Annotated in this window: 13 protein-coding genes; all 13 read right to left on the bottom strand. The window is 66.2% G+C overall.

Features of this window, described 5'->3' with window-relative positions; all coding sequences use genetic code 11:
- Nucleotides 1–66: 66 nt before the first annotated feature.
- Complete coding sequence (locus IE134_RS34030) at nucleotides 67–450, bottom strand: DUF6193 family natural product biosynthesis protein (RefSeq protein WP_086669816.1); 384 nt, start codon at nucleotides 448–450, stop codon at nucleotides 67–69.
- Nucleotides 440–5,260: a DUF6531 domain-containing protein gene (locus tag IE134_RS05245; RefSeq protein ID WP_444545688.1), complete on the bottom strand. Its 4,821-nt coding sequence runs from the start codon at nucleotides 5,258–5,260 to the stop codon at nucleotides 440–442. The genes IE134_RS34030 and IE134_RS05245 overlap by 11 nt, the downstream gene beginning before the upstream one ends.
- Nucleotides 5,261–5,834: 574 nt before the next feature.
- Nucleotides 5,835–6,236, bottom strand: coding sequence for a DNA-binding protein (locus IE134_RS05240; RefSeq protein WP_189429705.1), 402 nt, complete (start codon nucleotides 6,234–6,236; stop codon nucleotides 5,835–5,837).
- Nucleotides 6,233–6,481 carry a type II toxin-antitoxin system CcdA family antitoxin gene (locus IE134_RS05235; RefSeq protein ID WP_086669813.1) on the bottom strand — a complete coding sequence of 83 codons (249 nt, stop codon included), beginning with the start codon at nucleotides 6,479–6,481 and terminating at the stop codon, nucleotides 6,233–6,235. Before IE134_RS05235 ends, IE134_RS05240 begins: the two co-directional genes overlap by 4 nt.
- Before the next feature lie 129 nt (nucleotides 6,482–6,610).
- Nucleotides 6,611–7,357, bottom strand: a complete 747-nt coding sequence (locus IE134_RS05230) for a hypothetical protein (protein WP_189429703.1) — start codon at nucleotides 7,355–7,357, stop codon at nucleotides 6,611–6,613.
- A 933-nt stretch (nucleotides 7,358–8,290) separates the two neighbouring features.
- The gene (locus IE134_RS05225) at nucleotides 8,291–13,042 is read right to left on the bottom strand and encodes a wHTH domain-containing protein (RefSeq protein WP_189429701.1); all 4,752 of its coding nucleotides are present in this window, start codon (nucleotides 13,040–13,042) and stop codon (nucleotides 8,291–8,293) included.
- A 16-nt stretch (nucleotides 13,043–13,058) separates the two neighbouring features.
- Nucleotides 13,059–13,421 carry a Pepco domain-containing protein gene (locus tag IE134_RS05220; protein WP_189429699.1) on the bottom strand — a complete coding sequence of 121 codons (363 nt, stop codon included), beginning with the start codon at nucleotides 13,419–13,421 and terminating at the stop codon, nucleotides 13,059–13,061.
- Nucleotides 13,422–13,577: 156 nt separating this feature from the next.
- Nucleotides 13,578–13,907 (bottom strand): MazG-like family protein, encoded by a 330-nt coding sequence (locus tag IE134_RS05215; RefSeq protein ID WP_189429697.1) that lies wholly within the window; start codon nucleotides 13,905–13,907, stop codon nucleotides 13,578–13,580.
- Between the two features lie 26 nt (nucleotides 13,908–13,933).
- Nucleotides 13,934–15,256, bottom strand: coding sequence for a UDP-glucose dehydrogenase family protein (locus tag IE134_RS05210; protein WP_189429695.1), 1,323 nt, complete (start codon nucleotides 15,254–15,256; stop codon nucleotides 13,934–13,936).
- A gap of 106 nt (nucleotides 15,257–15,362) precedes the next feature.
- Nucleotides 15,363–16,595: an SIR2 family protein gene (locus IE134_RS05205; protein WP_189429938.1), complete on the bottom strand. Its 1,233-nt coding sequence runs from the start codon at nucleotides 16,593–16,595 to the stop codon at nucleotides 15,363–15,365.
- 97 nt (nucleotides 16,596–16,692) lie between these two features.
- Nucleotides 16,693–16,902 carry a hypothetical protein gene (locus IE134_RS05200; protein ID WP_097931949.1) on the bottom strand — a complete coding sequence of 70 codons (210 nt, stop codon included), beginning with the start codon at nucleotides 16,900–16,902 and terminating at the stop codon, nucleotides 16,693–16,695.
- On the bottom strand, nucleotides 16,899–17,117 hold the full coding sequence (locus IE134_RS05195; protein WP_097931947.1) for a hypothetical protein: 219 nt from the start codon (nucleotides 17,115–17,117) through the stop codon (nucleotides 16,899–16,901). Before IE134_RS05195 ends, IE134_RS05200 begins: the two co-directional genes overlap by 4 nt.
- Nucleotides 17,118–17,400: 283 nt before the next feature.
- A complete protein-coding gene (locus IE134_RS05190) occupies nucleotides 17,401–18,630 on the bottom strand; it encodes a helix-turn-helix domain-containing protein (RefSeq protein WP_097931945.1) in 1,230 nt (409 codons plus the stop codon).
- Between the last annotated feature and the right edge of the window lie 69 nt (nucleotides 18,631–18,699).

The following is an 18,699-nucleotide window of genomic DNA, read 5'->3' as shown; positions in this document are numbered from 1 at the left end:
GAGAGTTGTCCGGGCCCCACAGGTCGTCGGGGCCAAATGGGTGCCCGCCCCCTGTAGGGGCCGGTGCTACAGATCGTCGGCCGTCCCCTCGATCGCAGGTCCCCAGTCTTCGGGCAGGCTTGCGGAAAGGAGCGCGACTGCCTCTGACGCGGTGTCCGCCACGCCTACCTCACGGAGGCCGGACTCACCTGTCTCCCACAGGCGAATGACGGAGAAGCGCCCGTCGCGTCGCCTGAAGAGGGAGGGGACGTCTCGGGACCATGGATACCGTGTGCAGCGACTGAACTGAAGAGATCCGTGACTGATGAGCGGAAAAAGTGAACGCAGTTTCGGATTCGCATGGGCGGCCCGTGAAAGGTTCGGATCGATCACGCCGGATGATTCGGACAGGACGCTTTGCCACTCCTTTGTGACCGAACCGGGGATGCCGGCATCAATCTCAGCTGCCATTCGCCTGTTCTCTCTTGAGTCTGAGGTACTCGGGATTCAGTTCCATGATATCTGGTTTATCGTTGATGTCGATTTTCTCGTTGCCCGAATACCAGGAAATCTCTTCCCACGGGCGTCCGTCCGGGTTGGCGTAGCCATCGGCCACGTCTGTCTCGTAGGCCCGAACCGCGCGGGCAACCACGCTCATCTCCCATGCGGTTCCATTACCTGCGTCGGGCCAGCGATCCCTGTTCCCCAGGCCGAAATTGTCACCGCGCTCCACGGCTACTCTGAAAGCTTCGATGATAGTTTCCGGTGTATTCCAGTTCCCAGTTTCTCCGGCTCGATTCGGCATTCCGTCCAAGGTTATGGACAGTGTTGTCCCTCGGTCGTTCACGGCGGCGGCGACGTTGGTCATCCATACGGGACCACCGGGCTCCTCATCACCGTATGTGCTGTCATTGTATGTGTGCGCGCCAGGGTCATTATTATTGCGCAGGTGCTCGGCGAGGCTGTTGGAATGTCCACCAGGACGGTTGACGCCCAGCACCACGCTGTGCTTGTGCTCCCCGCTCCGGTGCGGGCACGCCGCAAGACCCAGCGGGTCGATCAACCGCGTGGGGTCGTCGACGTAGGTGACCGCGTTCGGGGCCGGGATCAGACCGAGCGGGTCGGGCGAGAGATAGCGGCCCGACTCGGGGTCGTAGTGGCGGTGGCGGTTGTAGTGGAGCCCCGATTCCGGGTCGAAGTACTGGCCGGGGAAGCGCAGAGGGGTGTACGCGTCGGCGTCGCGATTCCACGAAGTGGCTCCCCACAGGGCGGAACGGGTGCGCCACGCCACCTCGCCCTGCTCATTGACCAGTTCACGAGGCGTGCCGATGAGGTCGGTGATGATCGAGAAGAAGCGGCTGTCGACTTCCGCCTGGTCCACGAGCCGGCGTTCCACCTGAGTCACCGGCTTCACGCCGTCGTGGTCCCAGGTGAGGGCGACGGAATCCGGGGAGCCCGTCGTGGAAGTGGTCTGTTCGCAGAGGGTGTCGCCGTCCCAGGTGAAGGTCACCTCCTCGACCACCGTCGCCCTGTCCTCGGCCAGGCGCTGCTTGGCCGAGCGCCGCCCCAGGGCGTCGTAGAGGTAGCGCCAGCGCGTACCGTCCGGGGTGGTGACCAAGACCAGACGGTCCTCCGCGTCCCAGCCGTAGTGCCAGGTCTCGGGCTTGCGGGAGAGGCGGGTCCTCTGGCGCAGGATCACCCGGCCCTGGGCGTCGTGCTCGTACCGGACACGGCCCGCGCGGGTGATGCGCGTTCCGGCGTACTCGCGCGGCCCGGAGGCGTCGCCCGCGCCAGGCCAGGAGGCACTGGTCTGGTTCCCGGCCTCGTCGTACGCGTACCGCTCCGACCAGTTCTCCGCCGTGACGCCGGTGACCCGGCCGTCACCGGACACCTCCAGCCGCTTGCGGCCTCCGGTCAACTCTTCGGCCGAAGCGAGATGGCCGTCGGGACGGTACGTGTACGTGCGGCGCTGGAGAACCCGGTCACCGGTCGTCCGGACGAGCTGGTCGATCAGGCGCCCCGCCGGGTCGTACGCGAGGTCGACGGTCAGCGCGTCACCGATCCGGCGGGCGGTCTCGCGACCCGTCTCGTCGAAGTGGAAGCCCAGCCGGTGGCCGGAGGCGGTCAGCTCGGCGGTGCGACCGGCCGGGAAGGACCAGGAGCTGACGGCACCGGACGGGGTGACACGACGGGTGCGCCGCCCGGTCTCGTCGTAGGCGTTGACCAGTTCGCGGCCGTCGCACACCTCCCGCAGGACCCTGCCCGAGCTGTCCCGTACGTACGACAGCTCGCTGTCCGGGCCCGTCGCCGAGGCCAGACGGCCGCGGATGTCGTAGGCGAAGCGCGTGACGCTCCCGTCGGCGTCCTTGGCGGTGACCCGGCCCGCGAGGTCGCGTTCGTAGCGGACCGTCTGGCCGAGTCCGTTCGTACGGGAGATGAGTCGGCCGCAGGAGTCGTGGGAGTAGCGGAGGGCGCGTCCGTCGTAGTCGGTCTCCGCGCTGGTACGGCCTGCCGCGTCGTAGGTGTAGTCCCAGGTCAGACCCTGGGGGTTGGTGACCCGGGTCAGGCGCAGCTCGGTGTCGTGGGTGAACTCCTGGCGTGCGCCGGCCGGTGTGGTGCGGGCGGAGACCAGGTCGAAGTGGGTGTACTCGAAGCGGGTCTCGCCGCCCGCCGCGTCGGTGTGCACGAGGCAGTTGCCCTCGCCGTCGTACGTCCACGACTGGCGCGAGCCGTCGGGGTCTGTCCGGCGGGCGAGCTTGCCCTCGACCGTCCACTCCAGCTCGGTGGTGCGGCCTTGGGGGTCGGTGATGCGCACCGGGCGTCCGAGCGCGTCCCGGACGTAACGGGTGACCGTACCGAGCGGCCCGCGGACCGCCAGCGGCAGACCGGCCGCGTCACAGCGCAGCCGGTCCAGCGCGCCCAGGGAGTCGTCGACACCGATGAGCTCTCCCTTGCGGCCATGGGTGAGCCGGGTTATGGACTCGTCCGGTCGGGTGAAGAGCGTCGGGTTGCCCCGGTCGTCGTACTCCTGCCGCGATGTCGCGCCGTCGGGGCCGGTGACGGCGGCGAGCTGGTTCAGCTCGTTGTACTCGATCCGGGCGACGGTGCCGTCGGGGTGCTCGACCCGGACCGGGTTTCCGTGATCATCGTAGGTGTACGTCGTGGTACGACCGAGCGGGTCGGTCCGGGACAGCAGCCTGTCGTACCGGTCGAAGCTACGGTGGGTTACGCCGCCCAGCGCGTCGATCTCCGCGACGGCCTGGAGCCGGTCGTTGAACTGGTGGACCTTGGTCGCGCCGAGGGAGTCCGTGTACCGAGTGACGCGGTCGCCCGTCTCCGAATGGACGTCGTAGGCGAACGTGGACGACAGATAGCCGTCCGGGCCGACCGTGCGGACCACGCGGCCGGCATCGTCGTACACGTAGCGGAACGTGGAGTCGTTACGGTCGGTCCACGAGGTGATCCGGTCGTCCGGGTCGTACGTAAAACGCAGCGGCAGACCGGACGAGTTGATGACGGCGTCGAGGTTGCCAAGAGGGTCGTAGCCGTAGCGCATGACGGTGACGGGACCGTCCGGCGTACGCAAGGACAGCTCACGTATGCGGGAGTCCTCGACGGCCAGGGCGACCCGGTAGCCCCCGGAGTGGACGACGGCGGTCGGACTCCCGTCCCCGAGGCGGGCGAAGTCGATCCGATTGAGGTTGCGGTCCTCGATCTCCCTGAGCCAGTAGGCGGGGGACGCGTTGTACGGGCCGCCGCGGAATGAGCGCGTCAGACCCGAACGAGGGTCGGTGACGAGATAGGTGGTTTCGCCGTTGCTCTGGCCTCCGTGCCGCAGGCGCAGCCGTGGGCCTTCCACGGGGAGTACCCCGCCGTCGTCCTCGGCCAGGGGCAGCTGCGGATAGACGAGGAGCGAACCGTCCTCCCGGGACCACACCGCGCCCCCGCCGAGCGGGTCCAGCTCGATCCGCTCGTCCAGCGTGGAAGCCCAGCTGCGGCCGAACCACTGGCCGTAGCGATAGCCGGAGAGATGAGTCCGGCGAAGGACCAGGGGAAGGACTCCGGGAAGGGCGAGATCGGTCTGGGGCAGGGTCATCTCGCCGGTGGCGACGTCCACCGGGTCGTTCTCGCAGGTCTTCTTCTCCAGGGAGATCGCGTTACGGCGCGGCTCGTCCTTGGCGTTCTTCAGTGCGTCGGCCTTGGTGCGGGCGGAGTTCCGGGGCGCATCGGGGCGCGGCCCGTCTTCTCTGTCGCCCTTACGCACCTTCACGCCCTTGGACATCATCTCCTTGATGTCCAGTTCGATCTTCTTCTGGTTCTCGGAGATCTCCTTGACCGCTTTGGGGAGTGTCTTGCCGAAGTGGTCGCCCATGGCCTTGTTGGCCGTGCCGAGCGCCTTCATGGCCTTGTCGATCACGGGGTCCAGGGCACCGGCGATGTCGTCTTTGCCCCTGCTTCGTCCATGATGCGTCCTGGCCTTGGAAAGCTTCCCCGCTGTCTTGCCATGAACGTCGACGCTGACCAGGTTGAGCTTGGTGCCCGCGCGGGTGTGTTCCGCGTGCTCGATGTGCACGCCCTTGCCGGGCGCGGGGCCGGGGCCATCGGCCGAAGCGAGCTGGAGGGAATCTTTGGCCCCCGCCACCCCTTCCTTGAAGCCCTCCTTGCCCGACTGGCCGACCTGATTCATGTCGACGCCGTCCTGGAGGCCGAGCATGTTGGCGCCTACCTGCACAGCGAGATCCGCGGCCATGTTCTCCAACGCGGCGACGGCCGGCTCGGTCAGAGCGGAGACGATGTATCCGACGACCTCCTCCATGCACTCCTTGATGATCCGGCGAATGGCCTGCTGGGCGACCGCGATGGCTGCCCCGCCGATGAGCATGGAGAGCCCGCCGGTCACCGGTATCAACGCCATGGAGATGCCCGCCTTGCCGGCGAGTACGCCCAGGTGGACGATTGCCGCGTACTTCATGGCCTCGATCGCCGTGGCCGCGTTGTCCAGCGCGCCGGCGATCGTACGAGCGCCACTGGCCAGGTCCTTCACATGCTTGTTCTTGACCTTGCCCCAGTGACCGTTGAGCGCGTCGAGTGCTTCACCGCTGCCGGAGGACAGCAGACGTTGCACGTGCTGGTTGGCAAGGTGACCGTCGTCCTCGACATCGTCGGCGAACTCCCTGAGAGCGTCGGCCATGTCCCGGTACGCGTCTTCGTCGACGTTCGGCCAGTTGATCCCGATGAGGTCAAGCATGGTGTCGGCCCAATCGGGCACGGTTACAGCCACAGTGTGAAGTCCCCCCGCACAGATCGGCGTTCACTGAATGCAGATGCGAACAGGATCTCATTTCCGGGCCGTGCCACCAAGATCGTTTACATCTTGGTGCGTGGGCGGGAGGCAGCTGCGAGGTGAAACCGATGACGTCTGGCGCCCAGTTCTTGCTACGAGACGACGAGGCGCGCGGTGGCATGGCGGCGCAAGGGGGTCCGTACTCTCCGCAGGGCGGCTGCGGGGGAGGCCCGGCGGAAGGCGGCTGCCAGAGCATCGCGGTCGTGGCCTGTCCGGGTCGCGTGCCACACGGTGCGGATCTTGTGCGCGACAATTATTCAGGTCCAGACAACAAACAAGGCCCGGGTCGATGACCTGGGCCTTAGTCGTGGAGCGGGTGACGAGAACCGAACTCGCGCTCTGAGCTTGGGAATCAGCGGTGCTTAGGTTGTTGCAGCGGCTCTGACCTGCGATTTCGGATGGGGCAGGTGGACGGCTCCCGGTCTCTGAGAGCCGTATCTGTTCGCTCTGCTGGGCACGGATGGGGCACGAGAGCTGGCAGTGCGACGCGTGCTCCGGGCGGGCCGGCTGGTCAGAGCGGGATGATGCGGACCTGGCTGCCGCAGAGCTTGGTCATGTCATCGCTGTCGGACGTCAGCAGGGCGACGGGATTCGGCTGGCGGAGCGCGACCTCGGCGACCGTGGCGTCGATGGCGTACTTGTGGCCGTGCAATCCGGCGCCTTTAAGTAGTTCCGCCGCCGCCTTGGCCGCCTGCTCGGTGACCGGCTCCACTTTGACGCGAGACAGAGCCCAGTTCAGGCGAGGCATGTTGGTGCGGGAGTGGCTGACTTCCACGATGGTGTTCGCCCCGATCACGAGGTCGGCTCCCATGTCGTGGAAGACCTGCAGCATGGCGAGGAGCTTGCGCTCCTGCGCGATCCAGGCGGACAGCCCGTCCGAGTCCAGGACGACGGTCTCGATGCGCTCGCTCACGCGGCGTCCGCGCCCTTGGAGGAGCCGGTGGCGCCAAAGATCTTCGAGTGGGCCTCGGCGAGCTCCTCGTCGCTGAAGCCTCCGTGCTCTTCTTCATGCCGGCGAAGATCGTCGCCCAGAAGCTGGTGCCGGATCTGGCGGGCCACGGCTTCCGCTACATAGCCGGAGACGTTGTCCGTGAGCTTGCGGAGCTCCGCCACCTGATCGCTGGGAAGCGTGACGGTGATGCGAGTCGTTGAGGACATAAGCCAAGCATACTGGAGTATGCACGCAGGCTTGGGTTTGTGGCACCGATGCTTCCGGTCAAGGTTTCGCCACCGGAGGGTGCGGTCTCCGGTGCTGGAGTACGAGCCCGCCGACCATGCGCGTATCGGTCAGAAGGGCGGTTCGAGATAGCTGGGGCCATCACTGTGTGGCCCCCAGGCCCAGGACTCCTCCAGCAAAGGCTCAAAATCGGGGGCGCCGTGGCCCCAAGTTTCGAGCGCCTTCCAGGCAACACGCCGGTTGGGATCGTCGCCGCTGGTGTCCAGGATGGCGCGCGCGTGCACGGCGAGGTGATCGCGGTGCCCGGCGAGCGCCGAGTGCTCGGCAAGGATGAGTGCGGTGATAACGGCGGCTTCACGCACGTCCTCGTGGCTGTCTCGGAGGAAGGGCGAGACCGCCCGATAGAGCATCGGGCGCAGGTCTCGGAAGGACGCCACGACAGTGCCGGGGGCCAGGAATCCAGGGGAGTACTGCTCCGTGCGGCCCACAATTTCGTCGGAGGCGTCGTAGGCCGTGGAAGCCAGCCAGTTCAACAGCGCCGCGCGAATGGGGACGTTGCGATAGGGCCGGGGGGTCGTAGCCGCCGGGTGGGTGAGGATGCCGGCGACATACATGGCGGCGGGGGCAGTGGCTTCGTAGATCGTGTTCTGGTGGCCGACCATCTCACCCAGCTCTGACAGGGCGTTGACCTGAACCTTGGGGTCGGGTGTCAGCAGTCGTGTGAGGACCTCGGGAAGGTCCTCACCGTTCCCGAAGGGCGTCTCGAGCGAACCCCAATCGGTCTCCGACAGGACTACCTGGTACGGCGGCAAGAAGGGCTCGCGGGGTGCGCCGAGGTTGGAACGGCTGTGGTTCACAGGCAAAACCTAGACCAGAAGCCGGATGCAATTGTCATGGTCTACGGCGGTGCGGATGGACCTCTTGGCCCCCAGGAAGAGGCTGAACCATGTCGAGAGGGCGTCGATCTGAACGATCTCACCGTCGGCCGCGGAGCTGACCACAGGCAGGCGTGCTGAAGGGGCCACCACGTCGGAAGCGGGCATGCGGGTCGTCGTTCTGTTGGCCTTTCTCGCCTGGAGCGGCAGGGCGAGGTCGCGGCTGGCCTCGACCAACTCGCGCTGGCCCGGCGTGAAGCCGCGGACGACCAGGAATCTGGCACGAGATACCCGAACTGGTCCAAAGCAAAGAAGCCCCCGGCCGCTGGCCTGGGGCTTTTTCGTGGAGCGGGTGACGAGAATCGAACTCGCGCTCTGAGCTTGGGAATCAGCGGTGCTCGAGTCTCCGGAAGGGCTCTGAACTGCGGTTTTCTGCGGGGAAGCTGGGGGCGCCATGGTCTCTGGAGGCTGTACCTGACCCCCGTTGTCCGCTCTGCTGGGCACGGATGGGGCACGGCTGGCGTGGTCCGAGTGGCTTGGCGTGCATCGTGCTGAGCGCGTCCAGCTTCCATGCGGCCATCAGTTTTCGTGCGGAGTCTCCAGCTCTTGGAGCCGTTCGCTGATGTCGGTGGCCCATGCCTGTGCCCACTGACGTAGCCGGTGATGGTTTATTCGTCGAGTCCGTAGGCGGCGAATTCTGTGTCGTCGATCCAGCGGTTCCCATCGGTCGCGCTTGGAGCTCGCTCAGGTCTAAGGAGTCGCATACTTGGTGCCGACCGAGCTTTCGAGTGCGATATATAGTCTCCAATGTTTCGCAGCAGCCTGTACGCCGATCAGGTTCCTGGCGAGTTCGCAGTCGAAGAGTGCGCGGAATTAAGAGCACCACAGAGAACCGCTGAGTCACTCGCACCGAAGCTAATCGTGGGTGTAGATCGCATCGTCGGCCAAGGTGAATCCGATTTCACTCAAGCGATGGGCCACCTCCGGCAGGGGGCGGCCAGTTAAAACGGCACTCTCAAATACCTGGCCTAGTTGGATCGGCGTCCTTGTGCTCCGCTCGTCCACGAATGCGTGCTCACCGAACATCCGGAGATCCTCAAGCTCAATCTTCCCTAGCTGTAGTGCTCCGTCCGTCGCCACCTGCAATCCGAGTGTTACCAGTCTGGCTGCCACCTCTGCGGGACGGCGCCCCAGCCGGTCCGCCGCACTCAGCACATGGCTCATTGGTATCGGCGCTGACTTGTCCAGCCACGGCGCAACTCGATCGTGGTTAACGCTGAGGATGGCCGGATCATCCACCTCCGCATTTTCGGGAAGTACCGTCCCCTCTGCGAGACATAGACCGAACTCCATCAACCTGGACGCTACCTCCGCTGGACGAAGCTTCGTCCGCTCGGCCACGGCCAGCACATGGCCCATGGGGACCGGGTTCGCCTCATCCAGCCACCGCTTCCTCCGGCTCTGCCCGTCGCGGAGGATCACGAGGTCGTTGAAGTGGATGACCTCAGGCAGCACGACACCCGTGAAAAGGCGCAGGCCGAGTTCCACGAGTCTGGCTGCTGCCTCCGCTGGACAAATCTTCATTTGTTCGGCCACCGCCAGTACGTGGCCCAGCGGGACTGGCTTCTCGAAATTCAGCCATTCCTTCCTCCGCTGCTCGGTGCCCGCGGTGAGCAGGGTGAGATCTGCAGGTGTCACTGTTGGGGGCAGCACAGCCTCCTCATGCAGGCGCAGGCCAAGTTGTACGAGTCGGGACGACACCTCCTGAGGCGACCGGTCCACGACATGGGCGGCTACCACTACGTGTGCCGACGGCACTGGACGACTGATTTTCCACCACGGAGAGCTCTTGTGCAGTCCATGACTCAGGATGATTAGGTCGTCGGGTTCCACGACAGCGGGTACCGCGGCCCCATCCTCCAGCCGTAGTCCGAGTTCCGTGAGCCTGGCTTCCACCTCCGCCGGGCGACGATCTGTCTGCTCGGCTACCGCCAGCACATGCCCCAGCGGAATAGGAACGGCTGAATCCAACCATCGTCGCTCCCCAGTTTGAGTTGGCCGGGCGAGCAGGGCCTCGTCATAGCGTTCGACGGTTTCCGGCAATATCGTTCCCTCGACGAGTTTCAGCCCGAGTTCGGCGAGCCGAGCTGCCACCTCGGACGGGTTGCGTTTCGTTCGTTCGGCAGCTGCCATCACGTGCCCCATCGGAACAGGGGCGGCCGCATCCAGCCATGGTGAGATCCGGTCAAGGTCCCGGCTGAGCATGACCAGGTCATCAACCGCGGCCGTCTCGGGCAGCACTGCATTGTCCTCAAGCCTGAAGCCGAGTGCCATGAGCCTGTCTGCTGTCTCTCTCGGAGTGCACCCAACCGAGCGCGCGAACTCCAATACATGACCCAGACGTACCGGGCTTTCGCGCTGCAGCCACTCCTCCGCATAGAGCCTCTGCGAACTGAACCTTTCCGTGAGATCACCCTCGACTACCGACTCCCTGAGCAGACCGATGTCGGTGGGCCTTGCGGGTACTACCGAATCGGGGTCGGCGAGTTTCACTCCGGGGAATGCTCCGGCGGCCGCTGCGGCCTTGGCCCGCCACGTGACCACGGATGCAACTCTCCTGGTGTACTGGCTAATCAGGTATTCCCCGCTCATGATCTCCGAGTCGATCGAGAAGCACCCCGATGTGGTGATGTCTAGCTCCAGCCCGCCTGCCGCCCAGGGGCTGTACCGGCGGTCCATCGCCGCCTTGGATATTTCGTCCGCTAGTGCGGGATGGTGGGTGACTAATTCTGACAACCAGCTGAGGCCAAAGACGGTGCTGTCCTCCCGCAGCAGCGTCGGAATCTCCTCCCGCATTCGCTGAGTGACATGGCTCTCGTCCAAGGCCAACGTGCGCCTGCGGTCGACGGTCAGCTGTGGTACGTGCCTTCCAGTGAGGTTGACGACAGCTCCGAACAGTGGGACGCCGATCCACACACCGTCCGCAAGGACACCGCCGCTGTCGCTCGTCCACCAGACATCTGACCGGGTTGTGCCATCGACCGCGATGTCGTCGGCGCGTAACGTGTTGCGGACATGCGGGTCTCCCGCACCCATCGGGGCCATGGGCGACAGAACATTCGGTTCCCACTCGAATCGGGTCTCCGTGTCCTGCGCTACCACCGAGTACTCGGAGACCCACAGCAGACGTCGCAACAGGTCTGTACACGAGGGAAGGCTGCCGGAAGAGCGTGGATACAGGCGCACGGTCGTGCCCGCCTCATACCCCCGCCCCAGATCTTGAATGTGGAACAGGGACCCGGGTCCGGCAATATCGACTTGCAAGCGCTGTCCCGGGTGACCTTGGCGGTCCAGGCGGCAGGTGGTGACCGAGACGTCGTCAGCGATCATGAAGTAGCTGAGCACGCCAATGCCGAATCGACTGTTGGGATGTAGTTCGATGTTCGCCGAGCGCCATTCGGCCTGTTCATCGAGGTACTCGGGTAGATCAGCGAAGCGCATACCGGCGTGGGCGAAGACTTCGCGGAGTTCACGTTCCCCCATGCCGATGCCGTTATCGATACATTCGATATAAGCGCGGCCGTGCTCATCCACATCTTGCTTGAATTTGATGCTCCCTGACCAGTGGGCGACACCGGAGTGCCGCGACCGTAGATACTGGGTGCGGGCCCCTCGGTAGCGACAGGCATCCAGGGCGTTCTGATAGAGCTCTCGAATAGCCAGCCCCGGATCTCCGTATAATTGCTCGCCCATGAGGAGCTTTTGGATGCGGTCGTCGGCGAGACGGAACCGTAGGTCCGTTGTCTCATACGCCAGTTTTCCATCGGCAGTGAGAGCCGGCCTCACCTGGTCGGCCGTGGCGTGCGCTGGCAGGTCCTGCAACGGCTCCATCTGTGGTTCACCGCCGGCCTGGATATCGACCGTTCCGAGCAGCGCATCCAGGGCCGATGCTTGCTGCTGGAGAGCTAGGCCTATCGCCGGATGGTGGCAGGTGACGTTGAGGACACGGGTGCGACCGTGCTGGTCCCACCGGGCCGTCTGAATCGTTCGGTGTAGCTGGTCCATTCGCACGGAGTAGTTGATGCCCAGGTGCTCCACGACGACGTCGGACAGCAGGATTGGGTCCATTGCGAGGTGATGCGCCACCGTCACCAGGACGACCATCAGTTGCTCGCGTACGTGCTGCTCGACCTCGGCACCCCCCGCCAGTTGGCGTTTGGGCCGAATAGTTGTGGTGTCGAATGAAGTGCGCAGCGAGCGCAGCAGCATCGGCAGAGTATTCAGCTCGAACAACTCGGCAACAAGCTTGCGGTCTGCTTCGGCGGGCACTTCTTCCAGCAAGCTTTCCACGGAGCCGATCAGATCGGTGAGGATCTTGTCCTGGAATCCGCCGGGCTTGGTCGTCAGCCAGCGGCGGAACAGCCACCAAGCGATGCTGGCCGAATAGCTGTCCTTGGCAGCCGACCTTTCGACGAGTTCCGCGCGGCGTACGAGCCGATCCCGATTGTTGAAGTATTGCTCATAGCTTCTTCGGGAGGGACTTGGATTGGGTAACTGACCGAGGTTGGTTGGCTGGACCTCCAGTGCCTGGACTGCGGCGCGGTTCGCGCATGAAACGTAGAGGTATGGCACGGCGACTAAGAGGGCGGCCTCGGCAGGGGAGAGATCCAGCTTCTCCGGGTTGAGTGCCTTCGACAGCAACCAGCCGACGGCGCCGGTCATCCGCTCGGCAAAGTCGACGGGTCGCCAGGGGTCGTCGACCAGTGCCGTCTCGTCCCGCGTAGCGCGCGGAGCGATCTGGGCGACGAGTGCCTCGGCCGCCACGCGCATGGCCTCGGCACCGGGGGCGTCGCCGATCTGCTTCCACGCCGGGTGGTCGCGGGCCGCGGTTACCCACGGGTGCTCCCCACCGGCCTTGAGTGCGGAGCGGTCAGGCCGGACGAATACGGCGAAGTCGTCGGTCTCCGTCTCAGTACGTACCCTGATCTGCTGACGAGGCAGTTTGTGTTCGGCGGTAAGTGCGTCTGTCGCGCTCTGCAACTGTTCCTTGAGTTCGCGGAGCGTGCTTGCGCCTGCCTCATCCGCCACGACAGTGCTGAGAGCGCGGGAGAAAATGCTGAAGGTGCTGTTTCCCGCACGGGTGTAGCGCGCGCGCTCCCCGGGCGAGCATGCGTATACGTGGCTGTAGTGGCGCGTGCCAGCGCGTACGACTCTCATGTCGGACCAGCCGATGGCGTTGCCGACAGACATCTCTCTGAGGGTGATGCCCTCACGGCAGGCATCCACGAACACGACCACGTCGCCAGCCTCGCTGCGCTCAACGTAGCCGCTGAAGTCGAGCGAAAGGCATTTGCCGCGGAAATCGTGGGAGGTCGTCCGAGCGCCCTTAGGGACGAGGTAGTCCTTGCCGTCGTGGTGGATCCCGTGGCCACTGAGGTAGAGGAGCAGCGTCTCGCCCTGAGTAGCGCCTTGGAAGAAGGTTTCGATGGTGTAGTCGATGCTCTCCCGATCAGTCTCTGAGAAGTCATGGGTGTGCACGTCGTACCCGATGGCGGACAGTGCATCCGACAGCTCAGTGATGTCATCCGTGACGAAGGGCAGAGGGTCAATATGGGAGTCGAGGTAGGTCGGCACACCGATTAATAGGGCGCGGTAGGAGCCATTCATGGTGGTCTCCGATGGGTCAGAGACCGAAGGTCAGCGTGATGGCTCCCTTGGCGCCCACTTGGGCCGACGTTCCCACTATGGCGATTCCTCCAGTCGCGGTGACTTCGAAGGAAACCTGTGCCTGCTGCAACCGCATGCCGTTCTCGGGCGAACTGATACCTGCAAGTACCTGTTGCAAGGTGTCTACGGTCTGCTGGAGATTTTCACGCAGAACGCCAGCGGGGATCCGTCGGACCGAGGGTTCCTCGGTCCGACGCCCGAAGATGCCCATTTCCCCGGATCTGGCAGGGGTTTCGTTGTCGTCGATGGACACCAGCACGTCGAGCCCCTCCACGAAGACGTCCTCACCTGTAGCCGTGACCTTGGTCGTCCCGAACATTGCTCCCCCTCGTCCCGAACGTGGGAATCGCCACATCATAGAGTTATTGGCGCACTCTCCGGGCCCTGTTGGGGAAAGAAGCGTGCTGCAGCTTGTGTCGGGCGAGGCCGTCGACTTCGCTCACCTGGAGCGGTCGACGGCCACGTCCGAAGGCCGTCAGGCCGCCGCAGCGGCCTCGTGCCCCCTGCGCGTTCGGCGGTGGAGGATCTCGTCGAAGGTGGCGCGGGCGCCCGTGGGGTCGATGTAGTGCATCGCCAGCAGGGCGGCGATGACGGCTCCGACCAGGTCGTTCTGGACCTCGGACCAGGTGTGGTCGTCGCCGCAGGTGGTGAGCCCCTTCAGGCCGTGGAGGGCGTGCATCGCCTCGCCGGCTTCCTCGGCGACCTTGCCGACCTGGAGGGCCTTGAGCTCCTCGTCGGGGAGGTGGGCGCCAGCTGCTCGGCAGACGGCGGAGAGCTTCTCGATGTTGTCCCACAGGGTGTCCACGTCGGACCTCCGATCGATGGGTTCGGCTATTCCTGTGCGGGTCGTCCGAGCTGGCGTACGGTCCATCCGGCCATGCGCCAGGCATCGGCGTCGATGAGGTTGCGGAGGTCGACGAGGACCTGGTCCGCGACCAGTGTGGCGAGGGCCTTGGGGTCGGCCTCGCGGAAGTGAGGCCATTCGGTGGCCAGGACGATCAGCTCGGCTGCCGCGAGGGAGTCTTCGAGGCTTTCGCAGTAGTCGAGTTCGGGGTGGCGGCGCAGTGCTGTGGGCACGGCGTGCGGGTCGTGGACGGTGACGGTCGCGCCGCGCTGGTGCATGAGCGCGGCGATCGCCAGGGCCGGGGATTCGCGGACGTCGTCGGTACCGGCCTTGAAAGAAGCGCCCCAGACGGTGATGCGTACGCCCTCGATGGGTCGGCCGAGCGTCTGCTCGATGAGCCTCAGCGCGGCGGCGGGTCGGGACTCGTTGACCTCCTCCGCCGCCCGCAGCATGGTCGCTGCCTCGTTGGCGCCCAGGGTGTGGGCGGAGGCGGTGAAGGCGTGGACGTCCTTGGGGAGGCAGCCGCCGCCGTAGCCGGGTCCGGCGTTCAGGCCGCCGCGGCCGATGCGGGGGTCCAGGCCGATGGCCTCGGTGAGCTGCTGGACGTCGGCTCCGGCGGCGGCGCACATGTCGGCGACGCCGTTGATGAAGGAGATCTTCATGCCGAGGTAGGCGTTGGCAGCGCCCTTGATGAGTTCGGCGGTTGCGGGGTCGGTCACGAACAGCGGGATGCCGTTCGCCAGGAGGGGTGCGTAGACCTCGCGCACCGCGTCCTCGGCGCGAGCCGACGGCACGCCCACGACGATCCGGTCGGGGCGAAGGGTGTCGTCGATGGCGTGGCCCTCGCGCAGGAACTCGGGGTTCCAGACGACCTCCACGTCCTCACCGGCCGGGGAGAGGCGGGCGAGCAGAGCACCGAGGTCGCGGGAGGTGCCGACGGTGACCGTGGACTTGCCGACGATGACGGTCGGGCGGGTCAGGTGCGGAGCGAGGGCGCGGGCGGCGCCGAAGACCTGTCCGGTGTCGTAGCTCCGCCCGTCCGCGTCGATCGGCGTGCCCACGGCCAGGAAGTGGATGTCCGCGAACTCGGCCGCCTCTGCCAGGCTGGTGGTGAACCGCAGGCGTCCGGTTGCGGTGTGGGTGCTGAGGAGTTCGGGCAGGCCGTCCTCGTAGATGGGGCACTCACCGGTGTTGAGGCGGTCGATCTTCGCCCGGTCCAGGTCCACTCCGATGACCTCGTGGCCGATCTCGGCCATGGCAGCGGCGTGGGGAATGCCCAGGTGACCGCAGCCGATGACGGATACGCGCATGGGCGACGCTCCTTTCCTTGTCCCTCGCCCGCCCAGGGGAGTCCGGGCCGGCCGGGTGCGTCACGCTAGCGCCAACACCCGGCGCGGACCTCTTCGTGCAGGTGGATCAACCAGCTTGCTGCTTGAGCAGGTTGACAAGGGCGGGCAGCGCCTCGGCGGCGGTCGCCCGGCACACCAAGTCGCCGTCCTGGGGGCCTTCCAGCGGGTACGGCATGAACTGGCCGTCGCACCAGAAGCCCTCCGGGTCCAGGTAGACGACCTGCATGCCGCGAGCGCGGGCGCGGGCCTGGACCTTGCGACGGTCGGCGTGCAGGCCGACGACGAGGAGGGCCTTGGCGCCGTCCACCCACTCGACGTCGGGTACGGCCTGGTCGTAGCGGCGCATGAAGCACTCGTCGAGCCCGGCGCGCGCCGCGAGCACGTCGAAGTTGTTGGTGATGACCGGGCCGACGAGGTGACCGGCGTCCTTCAGTTCCTTGAGCGCCCACATGGCCGGAGTCGGTTCGGCCAGGAAGCAGGCGCGGAACATCTCCACGAATTCCGCCGCCTTCTCCTCCGGCTCCGTCAGCACCTCGTGGAGGAGCGTGTCCGCTGTCGGGGAGAGGGTGAAGCGGTGTTCCCGAGGCTCGTGGCCCTGGCGGTCGGTCACCCGGTAGATCTCGTGGAGCCGGTGCAGGGGTGGGATACCCGCTTCGACCGACGTACCGCAGCCGATCTCCACCTGGAACGGCAAAAGGTCCGCGAGGACGGACAGGTCCGGGACGCGGGTCGGCGTACCGGGGCGCTCCTTGCACCTGATCCCGGTGGAGAGGACGTTCCACGGCAGCTGCCGGACAGCGGGCGGTGGTGCGTAGGACACCGAGGCGATCTGCACGTCCAGGCTCCGGTAGCCAGAGGGGAGGGTACGGCCCGCCGCCGCGTCCTGGGGGTGGGCGTCGTGCTCGGTGATCCGGCATTTCAGATCCCGGCGTGTCCATAAGAATCCGCCAGGAGCCTCCTTCCAGCCGCCGTCGGCGAGCGAGTCCCACAGGGCGTCGTGGTGCGCGTCGATCTCATCCGCTGGAGCGGTGGCGGAGTGGTAGAGGTACAGGTCGGTCAGGCCGATGGCCGGCGCGGCGGTGGTGGGGACCAGGCCGTACCGGTAGCGGTAGTGGATGATCCGCCGCCGGGCGTCGTCGGCGGCCGTCCAGCCGCTCTGTTCGGCCGTGGCCTTCTCCTGCGTACGGCGCCAGATGCCTTCCTCGATGTAGCGGGGTCGGTCGGCGTCGCCGAAGTAGGTCTTCCAGACCTGCTGTTGGTCGGGGGTGAGCTGGTCGATGACGATGTACGGGATGTCCACGATCTCTCCCTGGAGAATCACGCCTGGATGTTCCGGGTGCATGGCAGGCTCAGTTGGCCGGGAAGGTGGGATGAACGACCCGGGCAGCGGAGCGGAGTCAGCGGTCGGAGGGCGGGCTCGCGTCCGTTGAGACGGCGGCGGGCTGGTGACCGAGGCCGTTGAGGAGCGGGACGGCCTGCTCACGCAGTGCCCAGGCCGGTCCCACCAGGCCGACGACCGCCAGAAGCGTGAGCGCGATGCCTCCGCCTTCGGGGCGTACGGAGCGCGGCGCGGCTTTTCGGGCGTGGCGTCGCCGAGGCCCGGTCACGGGGTGCCGCCGAGGGTCCGTCCGTGTGCGTCGACGAGGCGGCTGGTCTGCTGGTGCAGCCACTCCAGCTCGACAGAGGTGAGGATGAGCGCGCCATCGAGGGTCGATCCGTCATCCAAGTGGAACTCGATGGGAACCGATCCCTGCCTGGCCCGCGCGTCGTAGACCGCGTCCCGTCCGGCCGAGAGCGTGGCGTGGGTGGCCCTCACCGGCACGGGACGGAGCGTCGTTCCGTCGGCGGGCGCGGACCAGGGGGCCCCGCCCCCAGGCGGACGCAGGTGGTACGTCGTCGCAGAGCCCTCACCAGGGAGAGCGACTACGACACCCACACGGCCATCGCGAGCGCTGTCCGTGGCGAGGTCGCCGAGCAATGGGCGGAAAGGTGCCGCCGTACCTAACTCGGTTCCCTGCGAGGGAAGATGAGAAGAACGTCGTCGCGTCATGCCCCGAAGTTAGGGACAGGACGAGCCTCGAATATGAGCCGGAGGAATACGACCCCTATCCGTCCAGGTGAAAGCGGTCGGACATGTGCCGCAGCTTCTCCCTCGTGGCTGCTCGTTCCGCGTAGACGATGCTGCGAAGCGTTGAACGGGCGATGGGATGGTTCCGCACGAGCTGCGGCGCGATCCGCTCAGCCGTCTCCAGCTCGGTGAGGGCCTTTGCCCGGTTTCCGTCCCACAGCCAGGCCCGCGCCACGTCCATGTGGTGGTGGCCCTGACGTGAGTTGGGCAGTGCCCCGACCAGGCTCGGGCTGGTGCGGCGGTTTATCTCCAGAGCTTTGCCCTGCTTGCCCATTTCCAGAGCCACGCTGATCGCGTGGATCTGCACGTTCCCGGCGGAGAACGTCAGCGAATGCCGGTCGTACACCGGTGCGCCGACGTACGCGTCCATGCGTTCCGCCGCGTCCTTCGCGTGTCCGATCCGGTCCTCCGCTTCCGCTGGGCGGTTGGCCCGAGCGGCGGAGATGGCTGCTCGAAGCTGCAGCGTGCCCCAAGCCCGTACGGCCAGCGGATCACCGTGCTCGTACGGCTGTTGCACCGAGGCGATCGCCTTGTCCGAGAGGGTCAGAGCGTCGGCCCAGTCAGCCGTCGCCCACATGTCCCAGACGCGCATCCAGTCGGCGACGGCAGGCAGCACCGGATCTCCCGACAACCTGGCTGACCACGCGGCCCGTTCGCACGCCATGGCCACCAGCTCGGGGTGTCCGAGGGCGTGCGCGGCGGTGTGCGCGAACTTGCAGCACACGGCGTAAATGGCATACGCCTCTTCCCGCTCGTGCCCGTCCGAGTCCTCCGCCAGGGCGCGCGCTTCCCGGAACAGGTCCGGGAGAACTCGGAGAATCGCGACGTTGGAGGCGGTGTCCCGCAGGCGGTGCAGCCGGGTCACCTCACGCCATAGCTGTGACGCCGGTCGGGGATCCCCGTCGAAGACGGGAACGAGGTCGTAGCGGCGCAGCTCGCGCAAAATCGACGAGGCGGCGATCTGCCACTGGCTGTCGTCGGGGGAGCTGCTGTACGGGCGTCCGATCAGGTCGTTCGGATGGACGTGCAGCTCTGCGGCCACTTGGTTGAGCAGGCCGACCCGGTCCAGCTCGATCAGGCCACGCTCCATCTTCGACACCCAGCCCTGCGACTTCCCCAGGGCTGTTGCCAGGTCGGCCTGCGGCATGCCCAGTCGCAGCCTCGCCCTGCGAGCGCGCTTGCCGATCTCCTCGGCTTCCTCCAGCATCAGGACACCTCCCGGCCGCCGGACGATCCGGCGCGACCGCCGTTCTGTCCGTACAGAGTTCGTCTCCTG

Origin of the sequence: Streptomyces rubiginosohelvolus (genome assembly GCF_014649875.1) — a bacterium.
Lineage (GTDB): Bacteria > Actinomycetota > Actinomycetes > Streptomycetales > Streptomycetaceae > Streptomyces > Streptomyces rubiginosohelvolus.
The sequence above is the reverse complement of the archived record's forward strand: the minus strand, read 5'-3'. Positions and strand labels throughout refer to the sequence as shown.

Bases quoted from the DNA above. Each gene is read 5' to 3' on its own strand.
- IE134_RS34030 (WP_086669816.1), bottom strand. From the start codon at position 450: ATGGCAGCTGAGATTGATGCCGGCATCCCCGGTTCGGTCACAAAGGAG.
- IE134_RS05235 (WP_086669813.1), bottom strand. From the start codon at position 6,481: ATGTCCTCAACGACTCGCATCACCGTCACGCTTCCCAGCGATCAGGTG.
- IE134_RS05225 (WP_189429701.1), bottom strand. From the start codon at position 13,042: ATGAATGGCTCCTACCGCGCCCTATTAATCGGTGTGCCGACCTACCTC.
- IE134_RS05220 (WP_189429699.1), bottom strand. From the start codon at position 13,421: ATGTTCGGGACGACCAAGGTCACGGCTACAGGTGAGGACGTCTTCGTG.
- IE134_RS05210 (WP_189429695.1), bottom strand. From the start codon at position 15,256: ATGCGCGTATCCGTCATCGGCTGCGGTCACCTGGGCATTCCCCACGCC.
- IE134_RS05190 (WP_097931945.1), bottom strand. From the start codon at position 18,630: ATGCTGGAGGAAGCCGAGGAGATCGGCAAGCGCGCTCGCAGGGCGAGG.